The following is a 22,618-nucleotide window of genomic DNA, read 5'->3' as shown; positions in this document are numbered from 1 at the left end:
GATCGGGTAGCCCTTCTCGGCGCGCAGGACGTGCATGGTCTCGGTGCCATACGGCGTGGCGCCCTGGTCCACTATGGACTGCCAGAGTGCATGTCAAGGCACGCTTTCCCGCCTTGACAAACCCGAGCGGCGACTGACAATCCAAACGGAGGGGCGGGGGAGGTCGGACCCGCTTACCGGGGGCGGGGCTTCAGCCGCGGCAGAGGGGCTTTTGCCCCTGCCGCAGGAAAAGACAAAAGACTGTCCTCGCCGGACGGGCAGGCTCCGGGATGGCCGGGGTTTTGCTGTTGTCTCCCCTTTTCGAGGTGGGTCGCTGGGTGGTCATCCCGTCGCCTGATTGAGGCCTATCACTTTGAGCCGGGCCCGCAAGCCTGGCATGCTCTCTCGCCTTGGTCTTTTGGTTGCGGGCCCGGCTCAAAGTGATTTAACGGCCTCAGGCGACGGGATGACCACCCAGCTCCTTCTATTGGGCGTTGCGCCCGGCTGTCAGCGCACCGCGTCCAGGGCGTTCACCAGGCCGTGGCCGTAGTACGAGTTGTTCTTCGCCGGGCCCGTGCACTCCGTCTCCGTCGATGCGCACTTCACCACGTCCGCCTCGCCTTCGAGCAGGCGGGCGATGAACGACGGCGGTGCTCCCCGGAACTTCGACGCCAGCAGTGCCGCCACACCCGCCGCGTGCGGTGAAGCCATCGACGTTCCGCACTTCGAGCCGTACGGCCCGCCGAACACCGTTGTCGACAGCGGGCAAGACGGGCCCGCTCCCTCGGGCGGCGTCTGCGAGAAGTCGCCGCCCGGGGCCGTCACGTCGATCTCGGCGTAGTTGCTGAACGACGACTTCGTGCCCGCATACCCCACCGACGACACCGTTACCACTCCGTCGATCGCCTTCGGCAGGATTCCGCACGACGAGTCCACCGGGTGTGGCCGGTTCGGGTCCGTTGTCTGCTTTGTCGTGTCGAAGCCCGAGTTGCCCGCCGCCGATACGTTCAGGACCCCGTGGTGGGTCGAGAACTCGATCGCGCGGCGGACCGCTTCGTAAGCCGCCGCGTCGCCCGGCTCCTTCGAGCAGAAGAACATCCCCGGGTCGATGTAGTAGCTGTTGTTCGTCACCTGGAAGCCGTGCTTGGCCGCCCACACGAAGCCGCACACCGCCGACTCCGGGAAGATGTAGCCGTCGTCGTTCACGACCTTCACCGACGCCAGGCGCACGCCCGGGGCGATGCCCGTGAAGCCCGCCGCCGGGTCCTTGCCCGCGATCGTGCCCGCCACGTGCGTTCCGTGGTCCGACGTCGTCGGCGCCCACGACGCCGGCGTGCGGTCCGGTGCTCCGCTCACGCACCCGGCCGAAGCCGAAGCTGAGACGGCCGAGCGAAGGGCCGGGTGCGTCGCGTCGATGCCCGAGTCGAGCACGCCGACCGTCACCGACGAGCTGCCCTGGTACACCTTGTTCGCTTCGGGCGCGTGGATCGCCTTCATGTCCCACTGCTGCGCCGAAAGATCACCGGAAGCGGCGAACGTCCGCGTGTCCTCCAGCGTCCGCACGGCACCCAGCGAAGAACGGGCCGACGCCGCGGAAGCCACGTCCTTGCCGCCCGAATACGCCCGGTAGACGCCGATCTTCTGCTGGAAGTCCGCATTGCGCGAACTGGCGATCGCGACGCCGATCTCGCCGTAGTACGCCACCTTGGTGCCGCACTTGGCCGCCAGCTCGCGGTCGACGGCCGACGCGCGCGTGCCCGGCTGGTACGTCACCACGTACGTGTACGGCGTGCTCGTCGTGTCGCACGTGACCGGCGCGGCCTCGGCGGCCGGGGCCGCGGCGAACAGGCCGCCCCCGACGGCCAGCACGAGCGGGGCCACCATTCGGCGTAAACGGGACATTCCACCTCCAGAGTCGGTGGCGTCAACCTAAACCGGCCCCGGAGACCGCGCCACCGACCAAAGTCAGGAGGAGACCCGCGACCGCACCCCGCGCCACCCCAGCACGCCGATGATCGTGCCCAGCACGAACGACACGACCGTCAGCACCGCGTGCACGACGAAGTACGCCGTGGGCGAGCCGTCCGGGGTCCAGGACCGGTCGCTGTCCCACAGGTTCTTGGCGAACGTGATCCAGATGATCCACGACCACACGCCGAAGGCCAGCAGGAACAGCGAGGTGCCTCGCGAAATGCGCATGCCCCTGAGTATGCGACGCGCGCCTCGGCGCTAGATTGCGTGGGTGCACTCCGCTGTCTCCCGGTCGCTCAAGGTCTTCACGACGACGCTCGCCGCCGCCCTCCTGGCCCTGAGCACCCCGGCCCTCGCGGCCGCGGCGCCCCAGCAGGGCCAGTGCGCGAACCACCAGGCCCCGCCGGCCCCGGTCGACACGTCGGAGAAGCCCGCCCCCGGCAAGCAGGCCCCGCCGCCGCTGGCCGTGCCCGCCGACCCGGTCGGCGGCCCGCGGATGGCCGAGTGCGGCCTGATCACCCCGGACGGCGCGCTCAACCCGCCGGAGGGCAACACCGCGGCGTCGTGGCTGGTGCAGGACCTCGACACCGGCGCGGTGATCGCGGCGAAGGACCCGCACGCCCGGCAGCGGCCCGCGTCGCTGATCAAGACGCTGCTGGCGCTCGTCGTCGTCACCCAGCTGAACCCGCAGCAGGTGATCGTCGCGACGAAGGAGGACGCCGAGCAGGAGTGCACCTGCGTCGGCCTCGTCGCCGGCGGCCAGTACACCGTCGACCAGCTGCTGCACGGCCTGCTGATGCACTCGGGCAACGACGTCGCGCACGCGTTCGCCACGGCGCTCGGCGGGGTCGACGCCGCGGTGGCCAAGATGAACACCCTGGCCGCCCGCATCGGGGCCGAAGACACCCGCGCCGCGACGCCGTCGGGGCTCGACGGGCCGGGCATGTCGACCTCGGCCTACGACCTCAGCCTGATCTTCCACTACGCGATGAAGCAGCCGGAGTTCGCGCGGGTCGTCTCGACGAAGAACTTCGAGATCCCGGCGACCGGCGGCAAGCCGGCCATCCCGATCTTCAACGACAACAAGCTGCTCGGCGTTTACCCGGGCTTCCTCGGCGGCAAGACCGGCTTCACCGACGACGCCCGCCACACCTACGTCGGCGCGGCGCAGCAGAAGGGCAAGCGGCTCGCGGTCGTGATGCTGCGCGCCGAGCAGAAGCCGACGAAGGTCGTCGACCAGGCCGCGAAGCTGCTCGACTACGGCTTCGCGCTGGAAGCCGACCGCGCGGCGCCGGTCGGCCAGATCACCTACCAGGCGCCGGCGGCCACGCCGACGGGCACCGACCCGTCCGTGCTCGCCGACGGCGGCACCGGCAACAGCGGGACGTCCTCGGCCGCGGCCGCCGCCAAGGAGGACCCGTTCGGCGTCACCGGCTGGATCATCACGCTGGTGGTGTTCCTCGTCATCGTCGGCGGGTTCGTCGTCGGGCACCAGCGCAAGAAGGCCGCGGGCTAGCCGAACCCGGGGCCGGGCTCCGGGGTCACGTTGCCGGTGGCGATCGCGCCACCGCAGTGTCCACAAGCGACATACGTGCCGGCGATCTCGCCGCAGTCGTTGTGCCGCAACCGGAACGGCGGCCCGTCCGGCCCGGCGAGGTGCTCGTCGCCCCACTGCATGAGCGTGACGACGGCGCCGAAGAGGTCCCGGCCGGCCTGGGTCAGCACGTACTCGGGCACCGGGTCGACGCGGTCGAGCACGCCCGCGTCGACGAGGGTCTTGAGCCGCGCGGACAACGTCGGGCGCGGGATCGAGAGGGTGCGCGCGAACTCGCCGTAGCGGCGCACGCCGAAGAACGCTTCACGCAGGATGAGCAGGCTCCACCGCTCCCCGACCAGGTCGAGCGCGCGCCCGACCGAGTCGTGCGTGAACCGGTGCGACAGGTCGGTCACAGCTGCTCCGTGCGGGCCGGGACGCCGAGCAGCAGCTTGCCGGGCAGTTCGAAACTGGCCGGGTTGACCTGGAAGTGCGCGGTCGCGGTGTGGGCGTCGCGGAACCGGCGCTGCAGCGGCGACGTCTCGTAGATCGCCGCGCCGCCGCCCAGGTCGTACATGCTTTCGGCGACCTTCGCGGCCGTGCGCGTGACGTGCGTGGCGGCCAGCCGCAGGCCCAGCTTGAGCGCGTCCGGCACCGGTTCGGTGCCCTGCGCGGCCTGCCAGGCGTCGTCGATGCTCGTGTAGTAGAGCAGCCGCGCGGCACGCAGCGCGGCTTCGGCTTCCGCGACGGCGGCCTGCGTCGCCGACCGCTCGGCCAGCGACCGGCTGGAGCCGAGCGGCCTGCGCGTCGAGGCGAGTTCGACGAGGTCGTCGATCGCGCCACGGGCGTTGCCGAGCGCGGCGGCCGCGACCGACAACGCGAAGTAGCCGAAGAGCGGGAAGCGGTGCAGCGCGACGGCGTCCGCGGGCGGGCCGCCCATGACCGAGAAGACGCGGTGCTCGGGGACGAACAGCTCGTCGGCCACGCAGTCGTGGCTGCCGGTGCCGCGCAGGCCGGTCGTGTGCCAGGTGTCGAGGACCTCGATCTCGGCCTTGGGGAACGCTCCCACGTAGAGCGCGTTTTCGTGCACGAACCCGGCGAAAAGCCAGTCGCAGTGCGGAATGCCGCTGCAGAACGCCCACCGGCCGGACACGACGTAGCCTCCGTCGACCTTCCGCCCGGTGCCGCGCGGCGCCCAGACGCCGGCCGCGACGGTCTTGGGGTCGCCGAAGACCTCTTCGGCGCACTTCCGCGGGGCATAGGCCGAGAGCAGGCTGCTCGTCACGGCGATCGAGACGCACCAGCCGGCCGAAGCGTCCCCGCGCGCGACCGTCTCCGCGGTTTCGAGGCTGAGCGCGGGCGGCGCTTCGGGGCCGCCCAGGTGGCCGGGGACGCCGCTGCGCAGGAGCTGGGCGTCGGTCAGCTTGGCGACGAGCTCGGCCGGCAACGCGCGCCGCTGCTCGGTGACGGGCGCGAGGGACTTGGCGAGGCCGGCGCACTCGCGGGCGGCGTCCAGCATGAAACCTCCGGTTCAGATTTCTTACCGGTTCAGTTTCTTTACCGGGCGGATGGGTGTCAAGACTTGCGGCGGCCCCCGAGCCACGCGAGCAGCGCCCCGGCGCTGAAGGCTCCCGCGACGGCGCCGAGCCCGGGCCCGCGCTGCACCGTGACGCTCTGCTCGAGCAGCACCGGCGGCGGGGGCGCGACGACCGTGCGCTGGTTTTCCTTGGCCGTCGCGGTCCACGCCGTGATGAGCAGCAGGAAGCGCGAGACGAGGTTCGCGAAGACGAGCAGACCGATGACCGGCCCGAACAGCGCGGCCGACGGCGACTTCGTGACGCTGGCGAGGTAGATCGAGCCGACCTGCTGCAGGATGACGAACCCGACGGCCGCGACCACGGCGCCCTTGACGGCGCTGCGCAGCGCGACCCGTTCCCGCGGCAGCCGCGCGATGACCCAGACGAAGACGAGCGTGTTCGCGGCCAGCCCGAGGATGATCGTCGCCCCGCGCAGCAGGACGATGGCCCAGGTCTCGTGTTCGAGCCCGACGAGTTCGAGCAGGAACTGCCCGACCCCGCCGCCGACGGCGGTCAGCGCGAAGGAGACGACGAGGGCGACACCGAGCCCGATCAGCGCGACGAGGTCCTTGAGCGTCTGCTTGACGATCGGCTGCGGCTGCTTTTCCTGGCCCCACTGGGCGGTGAGCGCGTCGCGGAGGTTCGACATCCAGCCGATGCCGGAGTAGAGGGCGATGAGCAGGCCGAAGACCCCGATGCCGCCCCCGGAGTCGAGCGCCCCCTTGACGATGCCGTTGACGAGGTCTTTCAGCCCCTCGGGCACGGAGTTGTTGATGCCGTCGGTGATCTTGTGGATGATCGTCTGGTCGTGGTTGACGACGAGCCCGACCACGGCGAACGCGACCATGAAGAGCGGGAAGACCGACAGCACGCTGAAGTAGGTGATGGCGGCGGCGTAGTGGTTGCCGTACCGCTCGGTGAAGGCGTCGTTGGCGCGGATCAGGTGATCGAGCCACGGGTACTTCCGCCGCAGCCGCGGCAGGAGCTTTTCCTTCGTTTCTTCGTTCGCCACCGTGAAACGCTAACCACGCCCAGTGACTCCCGCAACGCGAGCGGCTCAGGTGAGGGAGGCGAGGAAGTCCTGGTAAGCGGCGGCCCCGCCGAGGATCGACGCCCGGGGCCGCGTCGCCGCGTACTCGGCGACCCGGTCGTACGCCGTGGCCAGGTCTTCCTCGGTGAGCGGTCGCGCCGTCTCGACTTCCGATCGCCCGCGTCCGGCGAAGCGCCGTCGCGTCTCCTCCAGTCCCGGCAGCAGCACGATCTCGTGGAAGCTCGCGCCGGTCTCGCCGGCCAGCGCTTCGAGGCGCTCGGCGAAGCCGGGGCGGGCCAGGAGCTGCGGCACGACGACGTCATGTCCCGCCGACAGGTGGGTACGCGCTGCCGCCAGCGCCAGCTCTCGCGCCAGCAACCCCGCCCGGCCCGGCTCCGTTCGCCAGCCGCCGATCATCGCCCGGACGCGGTCGACGTCCAGGGCCAGCGCCGGCGGGTGGTCGTCGGCGTAGCGCCGGGCCAGCGTCGACTTGCCGCTGCCCGGCGGCCCGTTCAGCAGGATCAGCTTCACCGCACCGGCGGCAGGAACCCGATCCGCTGGTAGGTCTTGGCCAGCGTCTTCGACGCCACCTCGCGGGCCCGCTCCGCACCCGCGGCGAGGATCTTGTCCAGCTCGGCGACGTCGTCCAAATAGGACTTGGCCCGCTCCTGGATCGGCGTGACCCACTCGACGAACACCTCGCCGAGGTCCTTCTTCAGGTCGCCGTAGCCCTTGCCCTCGTACGCCGCTTCGAGGTCGGCGATGGTGCGTTCGGTCAGGGCCGAGTAGATGGTCAGCAGGTTCGAGACGCCGGCCTTGTTTTCGGCGTCGAACTTGACCTCGCGGCCCGTGTCGGTGACCGCCGAGCGGATCTTCTTCGCCGAGCGCTTCGGGTCTTCGAGCAGTTCGACGATGCCGTTGGCGCTGGAGGCAGACTTGCTCATCTTGGCCGTCGGTTCCTGCAGGTCGTAGATCTTCGCGGTGTCCTTGATGATGTACGGCTCGGGCACGACGAACGTCTTGCCCAGCCGGTTGTTGAAGCGCTGCGCGAGGTCGCGCGTGAGCTCCAGGTGCTGGCGCTGGTCCTCGCCGACGGGGACGGCGTCCGCCCGGTACAGCAGGATGTCCGCGGCCTGCAGGATCGGGTAGGTGAAGAGGCCGACGCTGGAGCGGTCGGAGCCCTGCTTGGCCGACTTGTCCTTGAACTGCGTCATCCGGCCGGCCTCGCCGAAGCCGGTCTGGCATTCGAGGACCCAGCTCAGCTGGGCGTGCTCCGGAACGTGGCTCTGCACGAAGAGGGCGCTGCGCGCGGGGTCGATGCCGATGGCGAGCAGCTGAGCGGCCGAGACGCGGGTGCGCTGGCGGAGCACCTTCGGGTCCTGCTCGACGGTGATGGCGTGCAGGTCGACGACGCAGTAGAACGGCTCGTGCGTGTCCTGCAGCCGCACCCACTGGCGCAGCGCACCGAGGTAGTTGCCGAGGTGGAAGGAGTCGGCGGTGGGCTGGATCCCGGAAAGGACCCGCGGACGACGTTCGGCGGCAACGGTCTGCTCTTCGGACACGGGAGGATTCTTCCAGGCGAAGGCTGGTGGCGGGCGCGGAGGGGGTTCGAGCTGGGGATTCTTCCAGGCCGAGGGCCGGCGACGCCTCACTCGGGCGTGCGGCGCCGGAGCGGGTCGGGCCCGCGATGCCGGGACTTTCCGACCGTGGCGCACCGGGCGGTAGCGCGCGAGGGATTGGGGCTTCTCGCGACCGCGGGGCGCGGGTTCAGGCGGGCGCCGGGCTCCTCATCGGCGTGAGGGGGCTTGCGCGCATCGCGCTGACCGCGCGTCAGGCGTGCGGGTGCTGCGTCAGGAACGGGCGGGTCGGCGTGGCGTCGGGCTCGCCGAGCACCGCCTCGGCCATCGCCGTCACCGGGCCCGGGGCCTCGGGGACCGCCGGGGCCGCCTCCGCCACCCGGGCCTTGCGGCGCTGGCGCAGCACCCCCAGCGTCATCCCGACGATGCCGAGCGCCACCGCGACCAGCCCGACCGGGCCGAGCACGCCGAAGCTCTCCGCGTTCGTGTCGGCCTGCGCGGTCGTCACGTCGGCGAACGCGCTTCCGCCGCCCGCCGCCAGCAGTGCGGCCGGGACGAGCGCGACCACCGCGGCAGCGCGGAGTCCGCGCAGCGTGGACCGCATCAGGCTTTGACCTGGGTTGCGCACCGGAGTGCCTCCCGCGATTGACGAGCGCTGTGACTCACCCATCCGAGTGAGACGCTGCGTGCTGCTGGTCAAAAAACTACCGAGCGTGTCAAGACCTGTCGGTGCCGACCGGCTCGGGGGCCGAGACTAGCGCCCAACCGGGAACACGGTCCGGCCACCCCCACGGTTCACTCCAACCGCCCAAGCGGGTGTTGCGGAGGGCGGAACGCTCATACCGAAAGTAGAGCTTGACCTGTCCATGTCCGGCCGGTCATCACCCGTTCGTCCCAAAAACGGCTCACACTCTGCCATTCGCCGCAGTGAGGACTGGTCCGATCGCGTCGTCTTATTCGGAAAACTTTTCACTCGATAGTGATTGGTCTATACCTCTTGGAGTAGCCCATTCGGCTCGGTCGGACCGCGCACGACCGGCGTGATCAAGAGGAGTCCCGAATGTCGATTACCCGGTTCCTGAAGCGCGCCGGAGTGGCGGTGAGCGCGCTCGCCGCGGCGAGCGCCGCCGTCGTGCTCCCGGCCACCACCGCGTCCGCCGCGGCGGAGGCCTCGTTCGTCGTCAGCGAGGCCCAGTTCAACCAGATCTTCCCCGGCCGCAACAGCTTCTACACCTACAGCGGCCTGACCGACGCCCTCTCCGCGTACCCCGGCTTCGCGAACACCGGCGACGACACCGTCAAGAAGCAGGAAGCCGCCGCGTTCCTGGCGAACGTCGACCACGAAACCGGCGGGCTCGTCTACATCGTCGAGCAGAACACCGCGAACTACCCGCACTACTGCGACGCGAGCCAGCCCTACGGCTGCCCCGCCGGCCAGGCCGCCTACTACGGCCGCGGCCCGATCCAGCTCAGCTGGAACTTCAACTACAAGGCCGCCGGTGACGCACTGGGCATCGACCTGCTCGGCAACCCCTACCAGGTCGAGCAGAACGCGGCCGTCGCGTGGAAGACCGGCCTCTGGTACTGGAACACCCAGAGCGGACCGGGCACGATGACGCCGCACGACGCGATGGTCAACCAGCGCGGCTTCGGTGAGACCATCCGCAGCATCAACGGCTCGATCGAGTGCAACGGCGGCAACCCCGCCCAGGTCCAGAGCCGGATCGACAAGTACACGCAGATCACCGGGATCCTCGGGGTCCCCACCGGGGACAACCTGTCCTGCTGAGCCGGGCGCGGCGAGAAGGGCCTCCCCGGCCACTCGGGGAGGCCCTTCTTCGTTGTCAGGCTTGGGGATCGAGGTACCCGAGCAGCTTGCGCAGGACGTCGTCGAGCAGGTTCAGTTCCTTTTTGGACAGTCCGGAAAGGAGCCCCGAGACGTTGGCGGTGTGCTCGGTCATGGCGGCGTCGACGGCGTCGAACCCACTGGCCGTCAGGCGGATGCGGAAGCTGCGGCGGTCGTTCGGGTCCAGCGCGCGCTCGACGAACCCCGCCTTCTCCAGCCGGTCGAGGCGGCTCGTCATGCCGGCGCGGGACATCATCAGCGTCGCGGACAGCTCCGACGGGATCAGCGTGTAGGGCCGCCCGGACCGGCGGAGCGCGGCCAGGACGTCGAACTCCCCGCGTTGCAGGCCGAACTTGCCGAACACGCGCTCCTGCGCCGGGCCGAGCACGAGCGCCAGCCTGCCCATCCGGCCGGCCACGCCGATGGCGGTCAGGTCGAGGTCGGGGCGTTCGCGGTGCCACGCCGACACGACGGCGTCGACGGCGTCTTCGTCAGTCACGCCGCCCACTCTATTCGACGCCAGAATTATTCGCTGACTGATAGTTTGACAGCTAACTATCAGGCGTGGAACCATCACTGGCATGACGACATTGCTGGTACGCCACGACGAAGCCGAGCAGCTCGGCTCGACCCCCGACACGATGACCCTGCTCGCGGACGTCTCCCAGACCGGCGGGCACCTGAGCACGAACCGCGCGTCGCTGGGCCGCGGGCGCGACGGCGCGACCCCGCACTTCCACACTTCGTCGGCCGAGATGTTCTTCATGCTGGACGGCGAACTCGAGGTCCTGAACGGCGAGGAGGTCGTGACGGTCCGGACGGGTGACATGCTGTTCGTGCCACCGCACACGAATCACGCGTTCGGTGCGACTTCGCGATCCGGCGCGGACGTGCTGATCGTGTTCACGCCCGGTGTCGAGCGCTTCGAGTACTTCCGGATGATCGACCGGATCCGCCGCGGCGAGGCGTCACCGGCGGAGATCCTGGCGTCGCAGGACCGGTTCGACAACCACTTCGTCGACAGCGCGGTCTGGCGCGCCGCCCGCGCGGCCTAGATGTCGTAGGTGGCGGTGACCGGCGCGTGGTCGGACCAGCGCTGGTCGTAGGAGGCGGCGCGCTCGACGACGACCTCGACGACCTTCTCGGCGAGGCCCGGGGTCGCGAGCTGGCAGTCGATGCGCCAGCCGGAGTCGTTGTCGAAGGCCTGGCCGCGGTAGGACCACCAGGTGTACGGGCCGGGGCCTTCGGGGTCGAGGCGGCGCTGGACGTCGGTGTAGCCGGCCTCGGTGTAGACGCGGCCGAGCCAGGCCCGTTCCTCGGGCAGAAAGCCCGAGTTCTTGCGGTTGCCGCGCCAGTTCTTGAGGTCGACGGTGTCGTAGGCGATGTTCCAGTCCCCCACGACGACGACCTCGCGCCCGGCCGCGGCGGCCTTGGCGCGGAGCTCGACGAGGTAGGGCAGGAACGCGGCCATGAAGCGTTCCTTCTCGTCCTGGCGTTCGGTGCCGACGTCGCCGCTCGGGAGGTAGAGACTGGCGACGACGACCTTCGCGAAGTGGACTTCGAGGTAGCGGCCGCTGTCTTCGAACTCGGGTTCGCCGAAGCCGATCCGGACTTCTTCGGGCTCTTCGCGGCTGTAGACGGCGACGCCGTTGCGCCCCTTCACGGCCGAGGGGGCGTGCACCGAGAACCAGCCTTCGGGCTCGACGACGCTCGCGGGGAGCTGGCTCGCCTCGGCGCGCACCTCCTGGCAGGCGACGACGTCGGCCTTCGTGGTGGCGAGCCACTCGACGAAGCCCTTCTTGGCGGCGGCACGGAGTCCGTTGACGTTCACGGTGGAGACGGTCAGCACGTCCCGCACGCTACCGGTTCGGTCTGCCAGACTGCCGGGCATGGGTGAGCTGACGGTGCTCGGCAGCTGCGGCGCGTTCCCCGAACCCGGACGGGCGTGCGCCGGATTCCTGTTGTCGCACAACGGGTTCCGCGTCGTGCTCGACCTCGGGTACGGCGCGGCGTCGCGCCTGTTCGGCCACGGGTTGCCGGACGCGGTGGTGGTGACGCACGAGCACCCGGACCACTGCGCGGACGTGAGCGCACTCGGGCGCGCGTCGTACTACGGCGACGGGCCGCGGCTGCCGTTGTTCTGCACGCCCGGCACGGTCGGCCGGCTCGCGGCGATGGAGCCGCGGCCGCACCCGACGGAGGTGTTCTCGGTGCACGACCTCGAGTCGGCGACCTCGGTCGGGCCGTTCCGGCTCACGGCTTACCGGCTGCCGCACCACGTGCCGAACTTCGGCGTGCGGCTGGCGGCGCCCGGGCTCACCGTGGCGTACACGGGTGACACGGGCCCTTCGCCGGTGCTGGCCGAGCTGGGGCGCGACGCGGACCTGCTGATCTGCGACGCGACCTACCGGACGCCGCCCCCGGGGGACGAGCCGCGGTACTTGATGACGGCCGCGGAGGCGGGTTCGTGCGCAGCCGCGGCGGGCGCCCGCCGGCTGATGCTGACGCACTTTTGGCCGGGCACCGACCGCTCGGCAGCGGCCGAGGAGGCACGCGCGGAGTTCGGCGGCGAGGTGCTGGTCGCGGAGGAAGGCCTCACGATCGAGCTTTGACGCTCGGCTCGGCCCGGGTTCGGCCTGGCCCGGACTCGGCCCGGCCCGGCCAGCCTGGCCCCGATTCGGCCCCGCCCGGCCAGCCCGGCCCCGATTCGGCCCCGCCCGGCCAGCCCGGCCCCGATTCCGCCCGGCCCGGCCAGCCCGGCCCCGATTCCGCCCGACCCGGCCAGCCCGGCCCCGATTCGACCCCGCCCGGCCAGCCTGGCCCGGCCGGCTGGCTCGGCCGCGGCCAGGTAGGGCCTCGCAGCACCCGCGCCCGTTGGGGCCACCCCTTCGCCGCGCAGAGCACGCGCCTCGAGATGCGCAGGCGCCACCCCAGTGCCTGCTCGAGCGCCGGCAAGAAGAGGCCGGCACGAACCCTCGACCCGCCGCCCAGCGGGTCCGGAGGAACCTTTCACCCCGCGCCCGGACCCCCGTCCAAGCGCGTTCCCCAGGCTCGATCCCTCCGGCCCGCCGCACGGCCCCCGAAGCCCCTGCCCGCGGAACTCCCCCTGGAGACCCCGCGGACACGTCACCCCCAAACCCATGCCGCATTCAGTTGTCGCCCGCCCCCGGGCGTTGGTCCACCTCCGATCTTCGATCTTCGACCCACGGAAGTTCTAACACCCACCACCGACAAAAACCGGCCCTTGACCGCCAAAGCTACGTTCATTAGCTTTAAAGCTATGCCAAGTAGCCAACCCGATGTCCCCTAGAGCCGGCCTGACCACCGGCGCGGTGGTCGATCTCGCCCTCAAGATCGTCGACCAAGCCGGTCCCGACGCCCTCACCCTCGCCAAGGTCGCCGAACGCGCCAAAGTCGCCGCGCCCTCCCTCTACAAGCACGTCAAGAACCTCGCCGACCTGCGGCGCCTGATCGACCTCCGGGTCGTGCAGGAAATGGCCGAGACCCTGACGCAAGCCGCCACCGGACGCGAAGGCGCGGACGCCGTCCGGGCCGTCGCCGACGCCTACCGGGACTACCTCCGGCGTCACCCGCACCGCACCGGCGCGCTCACCACCGCCCCCGACGAATCCGACACCGAGCTCAGCAAAGCCACCCACGCCGTCGCCGAGGTCGTCTTCGCCGTCCTGCGCCCCTACGGCTTCGACCACGCCCAGGCCGTGCACGCCACCCGGTGCCTCCGCGCCGCCGTCCACGGGTTCGCCGGCCTCGAAGCCTCCGGGGGCTTCGGGCGCCCCGAAGACGTCGACCAGAGCTTCGAAGTCCTCAAAACCATGCTCGTCCAAGGCCTGACCACCTACTCGGAGCAGGAGAAGAAATGAGCTTCCTCTTGGCCGTCCTCCTCTTCACCGTCGGGCTCGGCGTGCTCGACGCCCGCTTCCCCTGGACGGAGGCACGCAGATGATCGCCGGGCACTTCGGGCTCGCCGCCGCCGTCAAGGCCGGCCGCCCCGCCATTCCCGTGTGGACGCTCATGCTCGCCACCGCCTGGCTCGACGTCGTCTTCGTGCCGCTCTACCTCAGCGGCATCGAAACCGTCGACGGCGCGGGCTACGGCGGCGGCGTCATCCACGCCGACTACACGCACTCCCTCGTCGGCGCGCTCGTCCTTTCCGCGCTCTTCGGAGCCGTCGCGAGCAAGTGGCTGGGCCGCGAAGCCGGGCTGGTCCTCGGCGGGGTCGCCTTCTCGCACTGGCTGCTCGACCTCGTCGTGCACCGCGCCGACCTGCCGATTCTGCCGGGCAACGCCGGCGACCTGCCCACGTTCGGCTTCGGGCTGTGGCGGCTGCCCGCCGTCTCGGCCGTCGTCGAACTGCTCATGCTGGCGATCGGCATCGGCCTCTACTGGCGGGCCGCCGCGAAACGCGACCCGAAGCGCGCCCGGACGCTCGGCCTGTCGGCCGCGGCCTTCGGCGTCGTGACGCTCGCGGCCGACCTGCTCGGCGTGTGACGGGACTCAGCAGGCGGAACCGGCGACCGGTTCGGTGAACGCGGCGGCCACCCACTTGTCGTCGGCCACCTTCCGGAAGCCGTTCTGCACGCCCGGCAGCGCGTCGAACTGGGCGTCGCGCAGGTACTTGCCGACGATCTTCGCGTTGCCGTCGGCCGTCTCGCGGGCGTTGAGGACGTCCGCGGTCACGGTCACCTTGCAGCCCGTGGCCGAAGCCCCCGAAGCCTGCTTGTCCGTGTTCATCACGTAGACGATGACGACCAGGACGATGGCGCCCAAGATGATCAGAGTCTTCTTCGACATGCCTTCCTCCAACCGCGAGCCCCGTCCTCCGCCAAGGGTAGGCAATCCTTTACCCGCACCGACAGCGCCGGACGCAGCAACCACCCGGAGGCGCCAGCCCGCATCACCCACCGGTGACGCACGGTGTACGAAAAAGGCCCTCTCCCCGGCGAACCGGGAAGAGGGCCCCTTCGGAAAAGCACTCAGCCCTGGGCGATCTTCTTCGCCAGGTTCTCGTCCAGCGTCGCGAGGAACTCCTCGGTCGTCTGCCACGGCTGGTCCTTGCTGATGAGCAGCGCGAGGTCCTTCGTCATCTTGCCGCTCTCGACGGTCTCGACGACGACCTGCTCCAGCTTGTTCGCGAAGCCGATCAGCTCCTGGTTGCCGTCCAGCTTGCCGCGGTGCTCGAGGCCGCGGGTCCAGGCGTAGATCGACGCGATCGGGTTGGTCGACGTCGGCTTGCCCTGCTGGTGCTGGCGGTAGTGCCGGGTGACCGTGCCGTGCGCGGCCTCGGCCTCGACGGTCTTGCCGTCCGGCGTGCGCAGCACCGACGTCATCAGGCCGAGCGAGCCGAAGCCCTGCGCGACCGTGTCGGACTGGACGTCACCGTCGTAGTTCTTGCACGCCCAGACGTAGCCGCCCTCCCACTTCATCGCCGCGGCGACCATGTCGTCGATCAGGCGGTGCTCGTAGGAGATGCCCTTGGCGTCGAAGTCGGCCTTGAACTCGTTCTGGTAGATCTCCTCGAACACGTCCTTGAACTGGCCGTCGTAGGCCTTGAGGATGGTGTTCTTGGTGGAGAGGTAGACCGGGAGCTCGCGGTCGAGGCCGTACTGCAGCGAAGCGCGCGCGAAGTCCTCGATGGACTTCTTGAAGTTGTACATCCCCATGGCGACGCCGCCGCCCTCGGGGAACTGCGCGACCTGGAACTCCATCGGCTCGGAGCCGTCGTCCGGGGTGTAGGTGACGGTCAGCTTGCCCGGGCCCGGCACCTTGAAGTTCGTCGCGCGGTACTGGTCGCCGTGGGCGTGGCGGCCGATGATGATCGGCTTCGTCCACGTCGGCACCAGCCGCGGGATGTTCTGGATGACGATGGGCTCGCGGAAGATCACGCCGCCGAGGATGTTGCGGATGGTCCCGTTCGGGGACAGCCACATCTTCTTGAGGCCGAACTCCTCGACGCGCGCCTCGTCCGGGGTGATCGTGGCGCACTTGACGCCGACGCCGTGCTTCTTGATGGCGTTCGCGGAGTCGATGGTGACCTGGTCGTCGGTGCGGTCCCGCTCCTCGATGCCCAGGTCGTAGTAGTCCAGGTTCACGTCCAGGTACGGGTGGATCAGCTTGTCCTTGATGAACTGCCAGATGATGCGGGTCATCTCATCGCCGTCGAGTTCGACGACGGTGCCCTGGACCTTGATCTTGGCCATGAGCAGCGGTGCTCCTTCCGCGGATCTTCGCGTTCTTCTTTAAGTCTCGCCGGTAGCGGTACAAGCGTACTGCTTGACCGAGCTGGATGGTTCCAGTAGTGGCCGGTATCAAGTCTCCCCCGGCTGTTTGTGGTGGTGGTCACCGGGCGGGTACCGCCGTTCGCCCGATTCGACCGCTCGCCGAGCGAAGGGGTGAACCAAGGCACGATGCCACCCGTGAACTCATCATGCGGGAGGTGACGGCCATGTCGACCCATCGGTACGCCGAGTACGAAGACGACTACGAGGACTACGACAACACGACGGAAGCGCTCGACGAACGGCCGCGCCGCGGGGTCGCCCACCTGGTCAGCGCGCTGGGCGGGCTGCTGCTCACCCCGGTCGCGCTGGGGCTGCTGAGCTGGGGCGGGCTGCGCCAGCAGCAGCTGATCCAGGCGACGCTGAGCACCAACCGCGACCCGCTGGGCATCGCGCTGCTGGCCGGCGGGGCGATCCTGCTGCTGGTCGTCGCCGCGCTCGGGGCGCTGTCGGCGGCGGGCCCGATCCTCGGCGGGCTGATCTACGGCGTGCTGCCCGGGGTGGCCGCGATGGCCGTGCCCGAGTGGGGGTTCAAGCTGGTCAACCTGATGCCGAAGAGCGACATCGCGTACGGCGTCATGGACTTCCTCTTCATCGGCGGCCTGCTCGGCGTCGGCTTCCTGCTGGTCGGCAGCGGGCTGGCCAACGCGCTGGTCCGGCGGCGCCGCGAGGCCTGAACCGGGCCGGTGGGATCATCGGCCGATGGGTTTGTTCACCGTCGCGGAGGCACGCGACGAACTGGCGCGGCTGCGGCCGGTCCTCGACGAACTGGTGCGCGTCCGGGCCGACGCGGCCGAGCTCGCGGCGTCGCTGCGCCCCGGCGGCCGGGCCACCGAGCTGGGCGGGCTGCCCGAATGGAAGGCCGCCCAGGCGCGGCTCGACGACCTGATGACGACGGTCCAGCACACCGGCGCCGAGCTCAAGGGGTTCGCGCCGCTGCTGGTCGACTTCCCGGCCGAGCTCGACGGCACCGACGTGCTGCTCTGCTGGCTCGAAGGTGATCGCGAGCTGTGCTGGTACCACCGCGCCGACCTGGGCTTCGCCGGCCGCCGTCCGCTGAAAATCGCTGGTCTGCCCGGCTAGGTTGGGTCCGTGGACCACGACTCGAGGGCAGCCCTCTTCGACAGCACGGCCGAGCACTACGACGAAGACGAGTTTCACTCGTTGGTGGCCGACGAGCTGGTTTCGCCGTTGCCGTCCGCGCCGGGACTCGTTCTCGACGTCGCCACGGGGACGGGCTTCGCGGCGTACGCAGCGCTGCGGCTGAAGCCCGCGCGCGTGCTGGCTGTCGACTTGTCGCCGGCGATGGTCGCCCGGGCGACGGCGAAGGCGGCCACGCAGGATCCGGACGGGCAGATCGAGTGGCGCGTCGGGCCCGCCGTGCCGATGCCGGCCGCGGACCACTCGGCCGACATCGTGCTGTGCGCGTCCTCGCTGCACTTCCTCGGCGCCGTCGCCTTCGCGGACTGGCTGCGGGTGCTGCGGCCGGGTGGACGGCTGGCGTTCTCGGTGGTTTCGGGCGCGCGGTTCAAGCCTTCGGGCCCGTTCGCGGAGTTCGTACCGCAGGACCTGGCGTTCCCGCTCGACGAGACCGGGGCGGGCGCCCTGGCCTCGTCGGCGGGGTTCGTGGACGTGTCGGCCCGGACGTTCACCGTCGACGGCGGTGACCGGGTCCGGAGTGTGTTCCTGGTGCACGCCACGGCTCCGTGACTCAGGCGTGGAAGTGGACCTCGCCGCGGGTGGCGGGGCCGTCCGGGCTGCCGCAGTGCTGGACGAACGTCAGGTCGACGTCGGTCGTGTGGCCGTCGGCGTCCTTGTCCAGCCGGTCGATCGTGAAGTCCGCGTACGCGTCGCTGCAGACGTTGCCCATGGTGTAGACGAAGATCCCCGGCGTGGTCTGCGCCTCATCGCTCTGCCCGCGGAACCGCGCGCCGGTGTACGTGCCGGTGTGCAGGGTCTCCCCCGCCGGTGCGCTCAGCTCGACGGTCAGGTACTTCAGCCCCGACGAGACGTCGATCCAGAGTCTGCCGCTGGTGGACTCGAAGACGGCGATCTCGTCGCCCGGAGCCGCGTAGTGGGCGCTGCCCTCAAGCGGCCAGGCGCCCTCCTCCGAGGTGTAGTCCACCGTCTGCAGCGGGTCCGCCGAGGCGACCGGCACGAGCACCGCGCCCAGCCCGGCCGCCGCCGTCAGGACCACGCACGCACGACGAAGTGAGTTCACGGAACCTCCCCATCCCGGGCCGCCCTTCGCGGCACTGACGATCATGCTGGCAGCATCACCCGAGCGAGGGATAGAGCAGTTCTACTCAGTGGTGCAGCGACGCGCCCTTGAGGATCTTGTCCACCGCGTTCTTCGGGCCGTGCACCGCGAGCCCGGCCAGCGCCAGCTTCTCGCCCGGCACCGCGCGGACCGCCGCCCGGTTGTCGGCGTCGTTGCCCGTGTGGAACAGCTCGTCGGTGAAGATCGAGAACCGCAGTCCGCGGCCCAGCGCCCGGGCGTGCGCCGCCGTCAGGACGTCCCCGGTACCGCTGAACACCATCACCGGCTGGCCGAACATCGGCAGGTACTCGGTCTCGTCGGCGTCGAAGTACGGCTCGCCCATCAGCTCCGGCGTCACGTGGGCGATACCGCTCACCAGGAACGCGGTGACGTTGAGCCGCTGCCAGGACGCCAGGTCGTCGCGGAGCAGGACGGCGATCTTCGTGTCGAAGGAACTCATGCCGGACAGACTCGCCGCCGCGCCACCCGCGCGTCTTGTACGTTCTTGACATGGCGCAGGTCGAAGCTTGGCGGCCGGCGGTCCCGGGGATCGCCGAGGTCTTCCACGCGCGCTTCACCACCCACGCCTACCCGCTCCACACACACGACACGTGGACGCTGCTGATCGTCGACGACGGCGTCATCCGCTACGACCTCGACCGCCACCACCACGGCGCGCTCGGCCCGGCCGTGACGCTGCTGCCGCCGAACGTCGCGCACGACGGGCGGGCCGCCACCAGCCACGGCTTCCGCAAGCGCGTGCTGTACCTGGACACGTCGGTGCTGGGCGAGGACCTGATCGGCGCGGCGGTCGACCGGCCGAGCGTCGCCGACGGCCTGCTGCGCACCCGGATCCACCAGCTGCACGAGTCGCTCGCCCACCCCGGCGAAGCGCTGGAGTCCGAGAGCCGGCTCGCGCTGGTCGCCGACCGGCTGCACACGCACCTGGGCCGGCCGTCCCGCCACGAACCGAAGCGCGGACTGGCCGACGACCTGCGGGACCTCCTCGACGCCCGCCTGCCGGACGCCCTGACCCTCGCCGAAGCGGCGTCGACGCTGGGGGCGCATCCGGCTCACTTGGTCCGCTGCTTCGGGGCGAAGTTCGGGTTGCCGCCGCACCGCTACCTGACGGGCCGCCGCGTCGACCGCGCGCGCCGCCTGCTGCTCGACGGGTCGCCGGCCGCGGAGGTCGCCGCCGCGGCGGGGTTCACCGACCAGGCTCATCTGACCCGGCACTTCAAGCGCTACCTGGGGACGACGCCGTCACGGTACGCGAAGGCTCGCTGAGCCTGGTTGTGTCAAGATGACCGCATGCTGCGCGAACTGCACCTGACCGGCGACCCGGCCGCCGACAAGCTGCTCAACGACGACCCGTTCGCCCTGCTCGTCGGCATGCTCCTCGACCAGCAGTACCCGATGGAGCACGCCTTCGCCGGGCCGCGGAAGATCGCCGACCGCATGGACGGCTTCTCCCTCGCGAAGATCGCCGCGACCGATGTGGAGACGTTCGTCGAGATGTGCGTGGTGCCGCCGGCCATCCACCGCTACGGCGGCTCGATGGCCCGCCGCGTCCACGCGCTCGCGCAGCACATCATCGAAAACTACGACGGCCGCACCGAAGGCATCTGGCTCGACGGGCGCCCGAAGCCGGACGGCCCCGAGGTCCTCAAGCGGCTGAAGGCGCTGCCCGGGTTCGGCGAGCAGAAGGCCAAGATCTTCTTGGCGCTGCTGGGCAAGCAGCGCGGCGTCCAGCCGAAGGGCTGGCGCGAGGCGGCGGGCGCGTACGGCGACCGCGGGTCACGCCGGTCGATCGCCGATGTCACGAGTGCCGAGACGCTCGCCGAGGTGCGGGCGTTCAAGAAGGCGGCGAAGGCCGCGGCCAAGACGGGTTAGTTCCGCGCGAACCACAGCACGTCCGGCTCCCCGCGCGGCACCTCCACCGGCACCTCACGCACCGAAGCGAAGTGCTCCCGCAGCCGCGCCGCGAACGACGGTGCCGCGCCCGCGCTCCACACCGCCAGCACGCCGCCCGGGTTCAGCAACGACGCCAGGCGCGTCAGGCCCGAAGACGAATACAGCCGCGCGTTGCCTTCCGTTACCGTCCACTCCGGACCGTTGTCGATGTCGAGGCACAACGCGTCGAAGCGGTCGGACGTCGAAGCCAGCCACGCGAGAAGATCGGCCTCCACCACCGTCACGCGGGGATCGGCCAGGGCGTCGCCGTGCACTGTCCGAAGTGGACCCGAACGGTTCCACGCGATCACCGCCGGCTCGCGTTCGACCACCACCACCGAACCCGCGCCCGCGTCGAGGGCCGCGCGGAGGGAAAACCCGACGCCCAGGCCGCCGATCAGGACCGAGGCTCCCGGGGTCAGCGCGCCCGTCACCAGGAGGCGCTCGGACTCGCCGTTGCGCGTGTCCATCAGGAACACGCCGTTCTCGATCACTTCGAACGCTTCGCCGTCGCGCCGCAGGACCAGTTCGCCGCCGCGGCCCGCGACCGTCTCCACCACTTCGACCACGGTCCGACCTTCTCACAGCAGGCCGGCGAGCTTGTACAGCACCAGGCTCCCCGCGACCGCGACGTTGAGGCTCGCCCCGGTCCCCACCATCGGGATTTCGACGACGGTGTCGAGCAGGTCGAGCACCTCCGGCGGGATGCCGGTCTGCTCGTGGCCGAGCACGGCGATCGTGCGGCCGCGGGCGGCCGGGAGGTCGCCCAGCCGGACCGCTTCCTCCGCCAGCTCGACGCCGACCACCCGGGTGCCCGCCGCGCGTTCCCGCGCCAGCCAGCCCGGCGGGTCGTGCACCCAGTGGACGCAGCCGGGGCGCCGCAACGTGTTCCCGCGCCGCAACGCCTCCGGCACCCACGGGAACCGCGGTACCGCGAGGCACGCGCCGACCGCGTCGCACGTGCGCAGCAGCGTGCCGAGGTTCGCGCCGTGCAAGGGCCAGAGCGGGGCGGCCACCAGGTGGCCCCAGCAGGGATGTGCCTTGCTCCGCCGGGACTTCCGCAGCTCCCTCGGCGTGCGGACCCGGACCGCGGGGCTCACCGGCGCCGAGGCGCGGCGCCTCCGATTCGCTCGATCATGCCGGGATTCTAACCCGTTCGCCGGGTCCACCGGGCGATTCGCGCTCTTACCCTGGACACGGAGGTGAAGGCCATGCACGCAGGAGTGGGAGACGAAATCCAGGTACACGGCCGTACCGTCGGATCGGCCGAGCAGCGCGGCGAGATCCTCGAAGTCCGCGGGCCCGACGGCGCCCCGCCCTACCTGGTGCGGTTCGCCGACGGGCACGAAGCACTCGTCTACCCCGGGCCCGACTGCGAAGTCCAGGCCCACGCCGACTAAGCGGCGACCGGCTCGCGGACCCGCCCCCACGCCGCTCCGACGAGCAGCAGCGCGAGCAGCGTCAGGGCGGCCGCGACCTCCGGCAGGACCAGCGGCCCGCCGGACGAGAGCACCGCGCCCCCGACCACGCCGGACAGGCCGACGCCGAGGTAGATCGCCGACGCGTTGAGCGAGAGCACCAGGCCGGCGTGGCCCGGGGCCAGCTCGATCAGCCGGTGCTGCACCGGCGGGCTGAACGACCACGTCGCCATGCCCCACACGAACAGCGCGACGCCGGCCGCGATCGGGGTCGTCGTCGCGATCGGCAGCAGTGCCATGACGACGGTGATCGCGGCCGTCACGACGAGCAGCGGCGCACGCGAACCCCAGCGGTCGGCCGCCCGGCCGCCGGCGAAGTTGCCGACCGCGCCGCCGACGCCGTAGCAGAAGAGCAGCACCGTGACCGCCGTGCCGTGCAGGCCCGCGGTCGCGGCCAGCAGCGGCGACACGAACGTGTAGACCATGAACGCGGCGAGGCAGCCGAGGACCGTCACGGCCAGCATGACGAGCACGCGCGGGTCGCGGCCCGCGGCGAACCGCTCGGCCAGGCTCACCCGCGGCGGGGCGGCGACCGACGGCAGCGCCAGCCGCACGGCCAGCGCGCTCGCCAGCGAGAACACGGCGACCAGCGCGAACGCCGTCCGGTAGCCGAGGTGCTGCGAAATGAGGCTGCCCAGCGGCACCCCGAAGATGAGCGCGACGGTCAGGCCGCCGAACACGAGCGCGATCGCGCGGCCGCGGCGGTCCGGGCTGGTCAGCTGGGCCGCGACGGCGCTCGCCGAGGGTGTGAAGACCGCGGCGCCGATCGCCGTCACCACGCGGGCCAGCAGGAGCGTGGCGTACCCGGGCGCGAGCGCGGCGAACAGGTTGCCGGCCGCGGTGACGGCGAGCGCGGCGACCAGCAGCGTCCGGCGCTCCCAGGTGCCGGTGACGGCGGCGAAGAGCGGCGAGCCGACCGCGTACGCGATGGCGAAGGCCGTGACGAGCTGCGCCGCGGCGGTCGCCGAGACGTGCAGCTCGCCGGTCAGCGCGGGCAGCAGCCCGGCGACGATGTAACCGCTGGTCCCGACGCCGAACGCGCCGAAGGCCAGCACCGAGATCCTCGAGGACGAGGGTGCGGACATGGGTGGGTCCCCCAAGCGGAGCGGGATTGGTT

29 protein-coding genes are annotated in these 22,618 nt (G+C 70.8%); 12 read left to right on the top strand and 17 right to left on the bottom strand.

Annotation, left to right across the window (positions count from 1 at the left end):
- Positions 1-486: 486 nt before the first annotated feature.
- Both AB0J40_RS36335 and AB0J40_RS36330 read right to left on the bottom strand, forming a co-directional pair.
- Positions 487-1,881, bottom strand: coding sequence for a S8 family serine peptidase (locus tag AB0J40_RS36335; RefSeq protein ID WP_364462551.1), 1,395 nt, complete (start codon positions 1,879-1,881; stop codon positions 487-489).
- Positions 1,882-1,944: 63 nt separating this feature from the next.
- Positions 1,945-2,178 (bottom strand): SCO4848 family membrane protein, encoded by a 234-nt coding sequence (locus AB0J40_RS36330; RefSeq protein ID WP_285999995.1) that lies wholly within the window; start codon positions 2,176-2,178, stop codon positions 1,945-1,947.
- A 43-nt stretch (positions 2,179-2,221) separates the two neighbouring features.
- Between AB0J40_RS36330 and AB0J40_RS36325 the strand changes: the two genes are divergently transcribed.
- Positions 2,222-3,466, top strand: coding sequence for a D-alanyl-D-alanine carboxypeptidase family protein (locus AB0J40_RS36325; RefSeq protein WP_364462548.1), 1,245 nt, complete (start codon positions 2,222-2,224; stop codon positions 3,464-3,466).
- On the opposite strand, the gene AB0J40_RS36320 is transcribed toward AB0J40_RS36325, so the two are convergent.
- The 6 genes from AB0J40_RS36320 to AB0J40_RS36295 all read right to left on the bottom strand — a co-directional run bounded on the left by AB0J40_RS36320 (position 3,463) and on the right by AB0J40_RS36295 (position 8,272).
- Entirely contained in the window at positions 3,463-3,900 is a 438-nt protein-coding gene (locus tag AB0J40_RS36320; protein ID WP_364462545.1) for a helix-turn-helix domain-containing protein, read from the bottom strand. The two genes, AB0J40_RS36325 and AB0J40_RS36320, sit on opposite strands and share 4 nt — an antisense overlap.
- On the bottom strand, positions 3,897-5,003 hold the full coding sequence (locus AB0J40_RS36315) for an acyl-CoA dehydrogenase family protein (protein WP_364462542.1): 1,107 nt from the start codon (positions 5,001-5,003) through the stop codon (positions 3,897-3,899). Before AB0J40_RS36315 ends, AB0J40_RS36320 begins: the two co-directional genes overlap by 4 nt.
- Before the next feature lie 56 nt (positions 5,004-5,059).
- Entirely contained in the window at positions 5,060-6,073 is a 1,014-nt protein-coding gene (yhjD, locus tag AB0J40_RS36310; RefSeq protein WP_364462539.1) for an inner membrane protein YhjD, read from the bottom strand.
- A 45-nt stretch (positions 6,074-6,118) separates the two neighbouring features.
- Positions 6,119-6,622, bottom strand: a complete 504-nt coding sequence (locus AB0J40_RS36305) for an AAA family ATPase (RefSeq protein ID WP_364462536.1) — start codon at positions 6,620-6,622, stop codon at positions 6,119-6,121.
- Complete coding sequence (gene trpS / locus AB0J40_RS36300) at positions 6,619-7,653, bottom strand: tryptophan--tRNA ligase (protein ID WP_364462533.1); 1,035 nt, start codon at positions 7,651-7,653, stop codon at positions 6,619-6,621. The genes AB0J40_RS36305 and trpS overlap by 4 nt, the downstream gene beginning before the upstream one ends.
- A 268-nt stretch (positions 7,654-7,921) precedes the next feature.
- Positions 7,922-8,272: a hypothetical protein gene (locus AB0J40_RS36295; RefSeq protein ID WP_364462530.1), complete on the bottom strand. Its 351-nt coding sequence runs from the start codon at positions 8,270-8,272 to the stop codon at positions 7,922-7,924.
- A gap of 456 nt (positions 8,273-8,728) precedes the next feature.
- On the opposite strand from AB0J40_RS36295, the gene AB0J40_RS36290 reads away from it, so the two are divergent.
- Entirely contained in the window at positions 8,729-9,457 is a 729-nt protein-coding gene (locus AB0J40_RS36290) for a chitinase (RefSeq protein ID WP_364462527.1), read from the top strand.
- A 55-nt stretch (positions 9,458-9,512) separates the two neighbouring features.
- On the opposite strand, the gene AB0J40_RS36285 is transcribed toward AB0J40_RS36290, so the two are convergent.
- A complete protein-coding gene (locus tag AB0J40_RS36285; RefSeq protein ID WP_364462524.1) occupies positions 9,513-10,013 on the bottom strand; it encodes a MarR family transcriptional regulator in 501 nt (166 codons plus the stop codon).
- A gap of 82 nt (positions 10,014-10,095) precedes the next feature.
- Between AB0J40_RS36285 and AB0J40_RS36280 the strand changes: the two genes are divergently transcribed.
- Entirely contained in the window at positions 10,096-10,569 is a 474-nt protein-coding gene (locus AB0J40_RS36280) for a cupin domain-containing protein (protein WP_364462521.1), read from the top strand.
- Here AB0J40_RS36280 and AB0J40_RS36275 read toward each other — a convergent pair.
- A complete protein-coding gene (locus AB0J40_RS36275) occupies positions 10,566-11,372 on the bottom strand; it encodes an exodeoxyribonuclease III (protein WP_364462518.1) in 807 nt (268 codons plus the stop codon). The two genes, AB0J40_RS36280 and AB0J40_RS36275, sit on opposite strands and share 4 nt — an antisense overlap.
- A 31-nt stretch (positions 11,373-11,403) precedes the next feature.
- Between AB0J40_RS36275 and AB0J40_RS36270 the strand changes: the two genes are divergently transcribed.
- From AB0J40_RS36270 to AB0J40_RS36260, 3 genes are all read left to right on the top strand, one after another.
- On the top strand, positions 11,404-12,126 hold the full coding sequence (locus AB0J40_RS36270) for an MBL fold metallo-hydrolase (protein ID WP_364462515.1): 723 nt from the start codon (positions 11,404-11,406) through the stop codon (positions 12,124-12,126).
- Between the two features lie 687 nt (positions 12,127-12,813).
- Positions 12,814-13,395, top strand: coding sequence for a TetR/AcrR family transcriptional regulator (locus AB0J40_RS36265; protein WP_364462512.1), 582 nt, complete (start codon positions 12,814-12,816; stop codon positions 13,393-13,395).
- 79 nt (positions 13,396-13,474) lie between these two features.
- A complete protein-coding gene (locus tag AB0J40_RS36260) occupies positions 13,475-14,023 on the top strand; it encodes a permease (RefSeq protein ID WP_364462509.1) in 549 nt (182 codons plus the stop codon).
- A gap of 6 nt (positions 14,024-14,029) precedes the next feature.
- On the opposite strand, the gene AB0J40_RS36255 is transcribed toward AB0J40_RS36260, so the two are convergent.
- Both AB0J40_RS36255 and AB0J40_RS36250 read right to left on the bottom strand, forming a co-directional pair.
- The gene (locus AB0J40_RS36255; RefSeq protein ID WP_257925207.1) at positions 14,030-14,326 is read right to left on the bottom strand and encodes an SH3 domain-containing protein; all 297 of its coding nucleotides are present in this window, start codon (positions 14,324-14,326) and stop codon (positions 14,030-14,032) included.
- A 182-nt stretch (positions 14,327-14,508) separates the two neighbouring features.
- The gene (locus AB0J40_RS36250; protein ID WP_364462507.1) at positions 14,509-15,732 is read right to left on the bottom strand and encodes an NADP-dependent isocitrate dehydrogenase; all 1,224 of its coding nucleotides are present in this window, start codon (positions 15,730-15,732) and stop codon (positions 14,509-14,511) included.
- A 245-nt stretch (positions 15,733-15,977) separates the two neighbouring features.
- Here AB0J40_RS36250 and AB0J40_RS36245 point away from each other — a divergent pair, with 245 nt between their 5' ends.
- From AB0J40_RS36245 to AB0J40_RS36235, 3 genes are read left to right on the top strand one after another with little or no spacing between them, the layout of a single operon-like run.
- Complete coding sequence (locus AB0J40_RS36245) at positions 15,978-16,487, top strand: hypothetical protein (protein WP_364462504.1); 510 nt, start codon at positions 15,978-15,980, stop codon at positions 16,485-16,487.
- 25 nt (positions 16,488-16,512) lie between these two features.
- Positions 16,513-16,893 carry a DUF2203 domain-containing protein gene (locus AB0J40_RS36240; protein ID WP_364462501.1) on the top strand — a complete coding sequence of 127 codons (381 nt, stop codon included), beginning with the start codon at positions 16,513-16,515 and terminating at the stop codon, positions 16,891-16,893.
- Positions 16,894-16,902: 9 nt separating this feature from the next.
- Positions 16,903-17,520, top strand: a complete 618-nt coding sequence (locus tag AB0J40_RS36235) for a class I SAM-dependent methyltransferase (RefSeq protein WP_364462498.1) — start codon at positions 16,903-16,905, stop codon at positions 17,518-17,520.
- Between the two features lies 1 nt (position 17,521).
- Here AB0J40_RS36235 and AB0J40_RS36230 read toward each other — a convergent pair whose 3' ends face one another.
- Complete coding sequence (locus AB0J40_RS36230; protein WP_364462495.1) at positions 17,522-18,031, bottom strand: hypothetical protein; 510 nt, start codon at positions 18,029-18,031, stop codon at positions 17,522-17,524.
- An 85-nt stretch (positions 18,032-18,116) separates the two neighbouring features.
- Positions 18,117-18,530: a DUF2000 domain-containing protein gene (locus AB0J40_RS36225; RefSeq protein WP_364462492.1), complete on the bottom strand. Its 414-nt coding sequence runs from the start codon at positions 18,528-18,530 to the stop codon at positions 18,117-18,119.
- Positions 18,531-18,580: 50 nt separating this feature from the next.
- On the opposite strand from AB0J40_RS36225, the gene AB0J40_RS36220 reads away from it, so the two are divergent.
- Positions 18,581-19,357 carry an AraC family transcriptional regulator gene (locus tag AB0J40_RS36220; protein WP_364462489.1) on the top strand — a complete coding sequence of 259 codons (777 nt, stop codon included), beginning with the start codon at positions 18,581-18,583 and terminating at the stop codon, positions 19,355-19,357.
- Between the two features lie 24 nt (positions 19,358-19,381).
- Positions 19,382-19,963, top strand: coding sequence for an HhH-GPD-type base excision DNA repair protein (locus AB0J40_RS36215; RefSeq protein ID WP_364462486.1), 582 nt, complete (start codon positions 19,382-19,384; stop codon positions 19,961-19,963).
- Here the strand turns inward: AB0J40_RS36215 and AB0J40_RS36210 are convergent.
- Entirely contained in the window at positions 19,960-20,592 is a 633-nt protein-coding gene (locus tag AB0J40_RS36210) for a spermidine synthase (RefSeq protein ID WP_364462483.1), read from the bottom strand. The genes AB0J40_RS36215 and AB0J40_RS36210 overlap by 4 nt on opposite strands.
- Positions 20,593-20,604: 12 nt before the next feature.
- On the bottom strand, positions 20,605-21,123 hold the full coding sequence (locus AB0J40_RS36205) for a TrmH family RNA methyltransferase (protein ID WP_364462480.1): 519 nt from the start codon (positions 21,121-21,123) through the stop codon (positions 20,605-20,607).
- Between the two features lie 111 nt (positions 21,124-21,234).
- On the opposite strand from AB0J40_RS36205, the gene AB0J40_RS36200 reads away from it, so the two are divergent.
- Entirely contained in the window at positions 21,235-21,423 is a 189-nt protein-coding gene (locus AB0J40_RS36200) for a DUF1918 domain-containing protein (protein ID WP_284745509.1), read from the top strand.
- Here AB0J40_RS36200 and AB0J40_RS36195 read toward each other — a convergent pair.
- Complete coding sequence (locus tag AB0J40_RS36195) at positions 21,420-22,586, bottom strand: MFS transporter (protein WP_364462477.1); 1,167 nt, start codon at positions 22,584-22,586, stop codon at positions 21,420-21,422. The two genes, AB0J40_RS36200 and AB0J40_RS36195, sit on opposite strands and share 4 nt — an antisense overlap.
- Between the last annotated feature and the right edge of the window lie 32 nt (positions 22,587-22,618).

The organism is Amycolatopsis sp. NPDC049691 (assembly GCF_040675005.1).
GTDB lineage: Bacteria > Actinomycetota > Actinomycetes > Mycobacteriales > Pseudonocardiaceae > Amycolatopsis.
The sequence above is the reverse complement of the archived record's forward strand: the minus strand, read 5'-3'. Positions and strand labels throughout refer to the sequence as shown.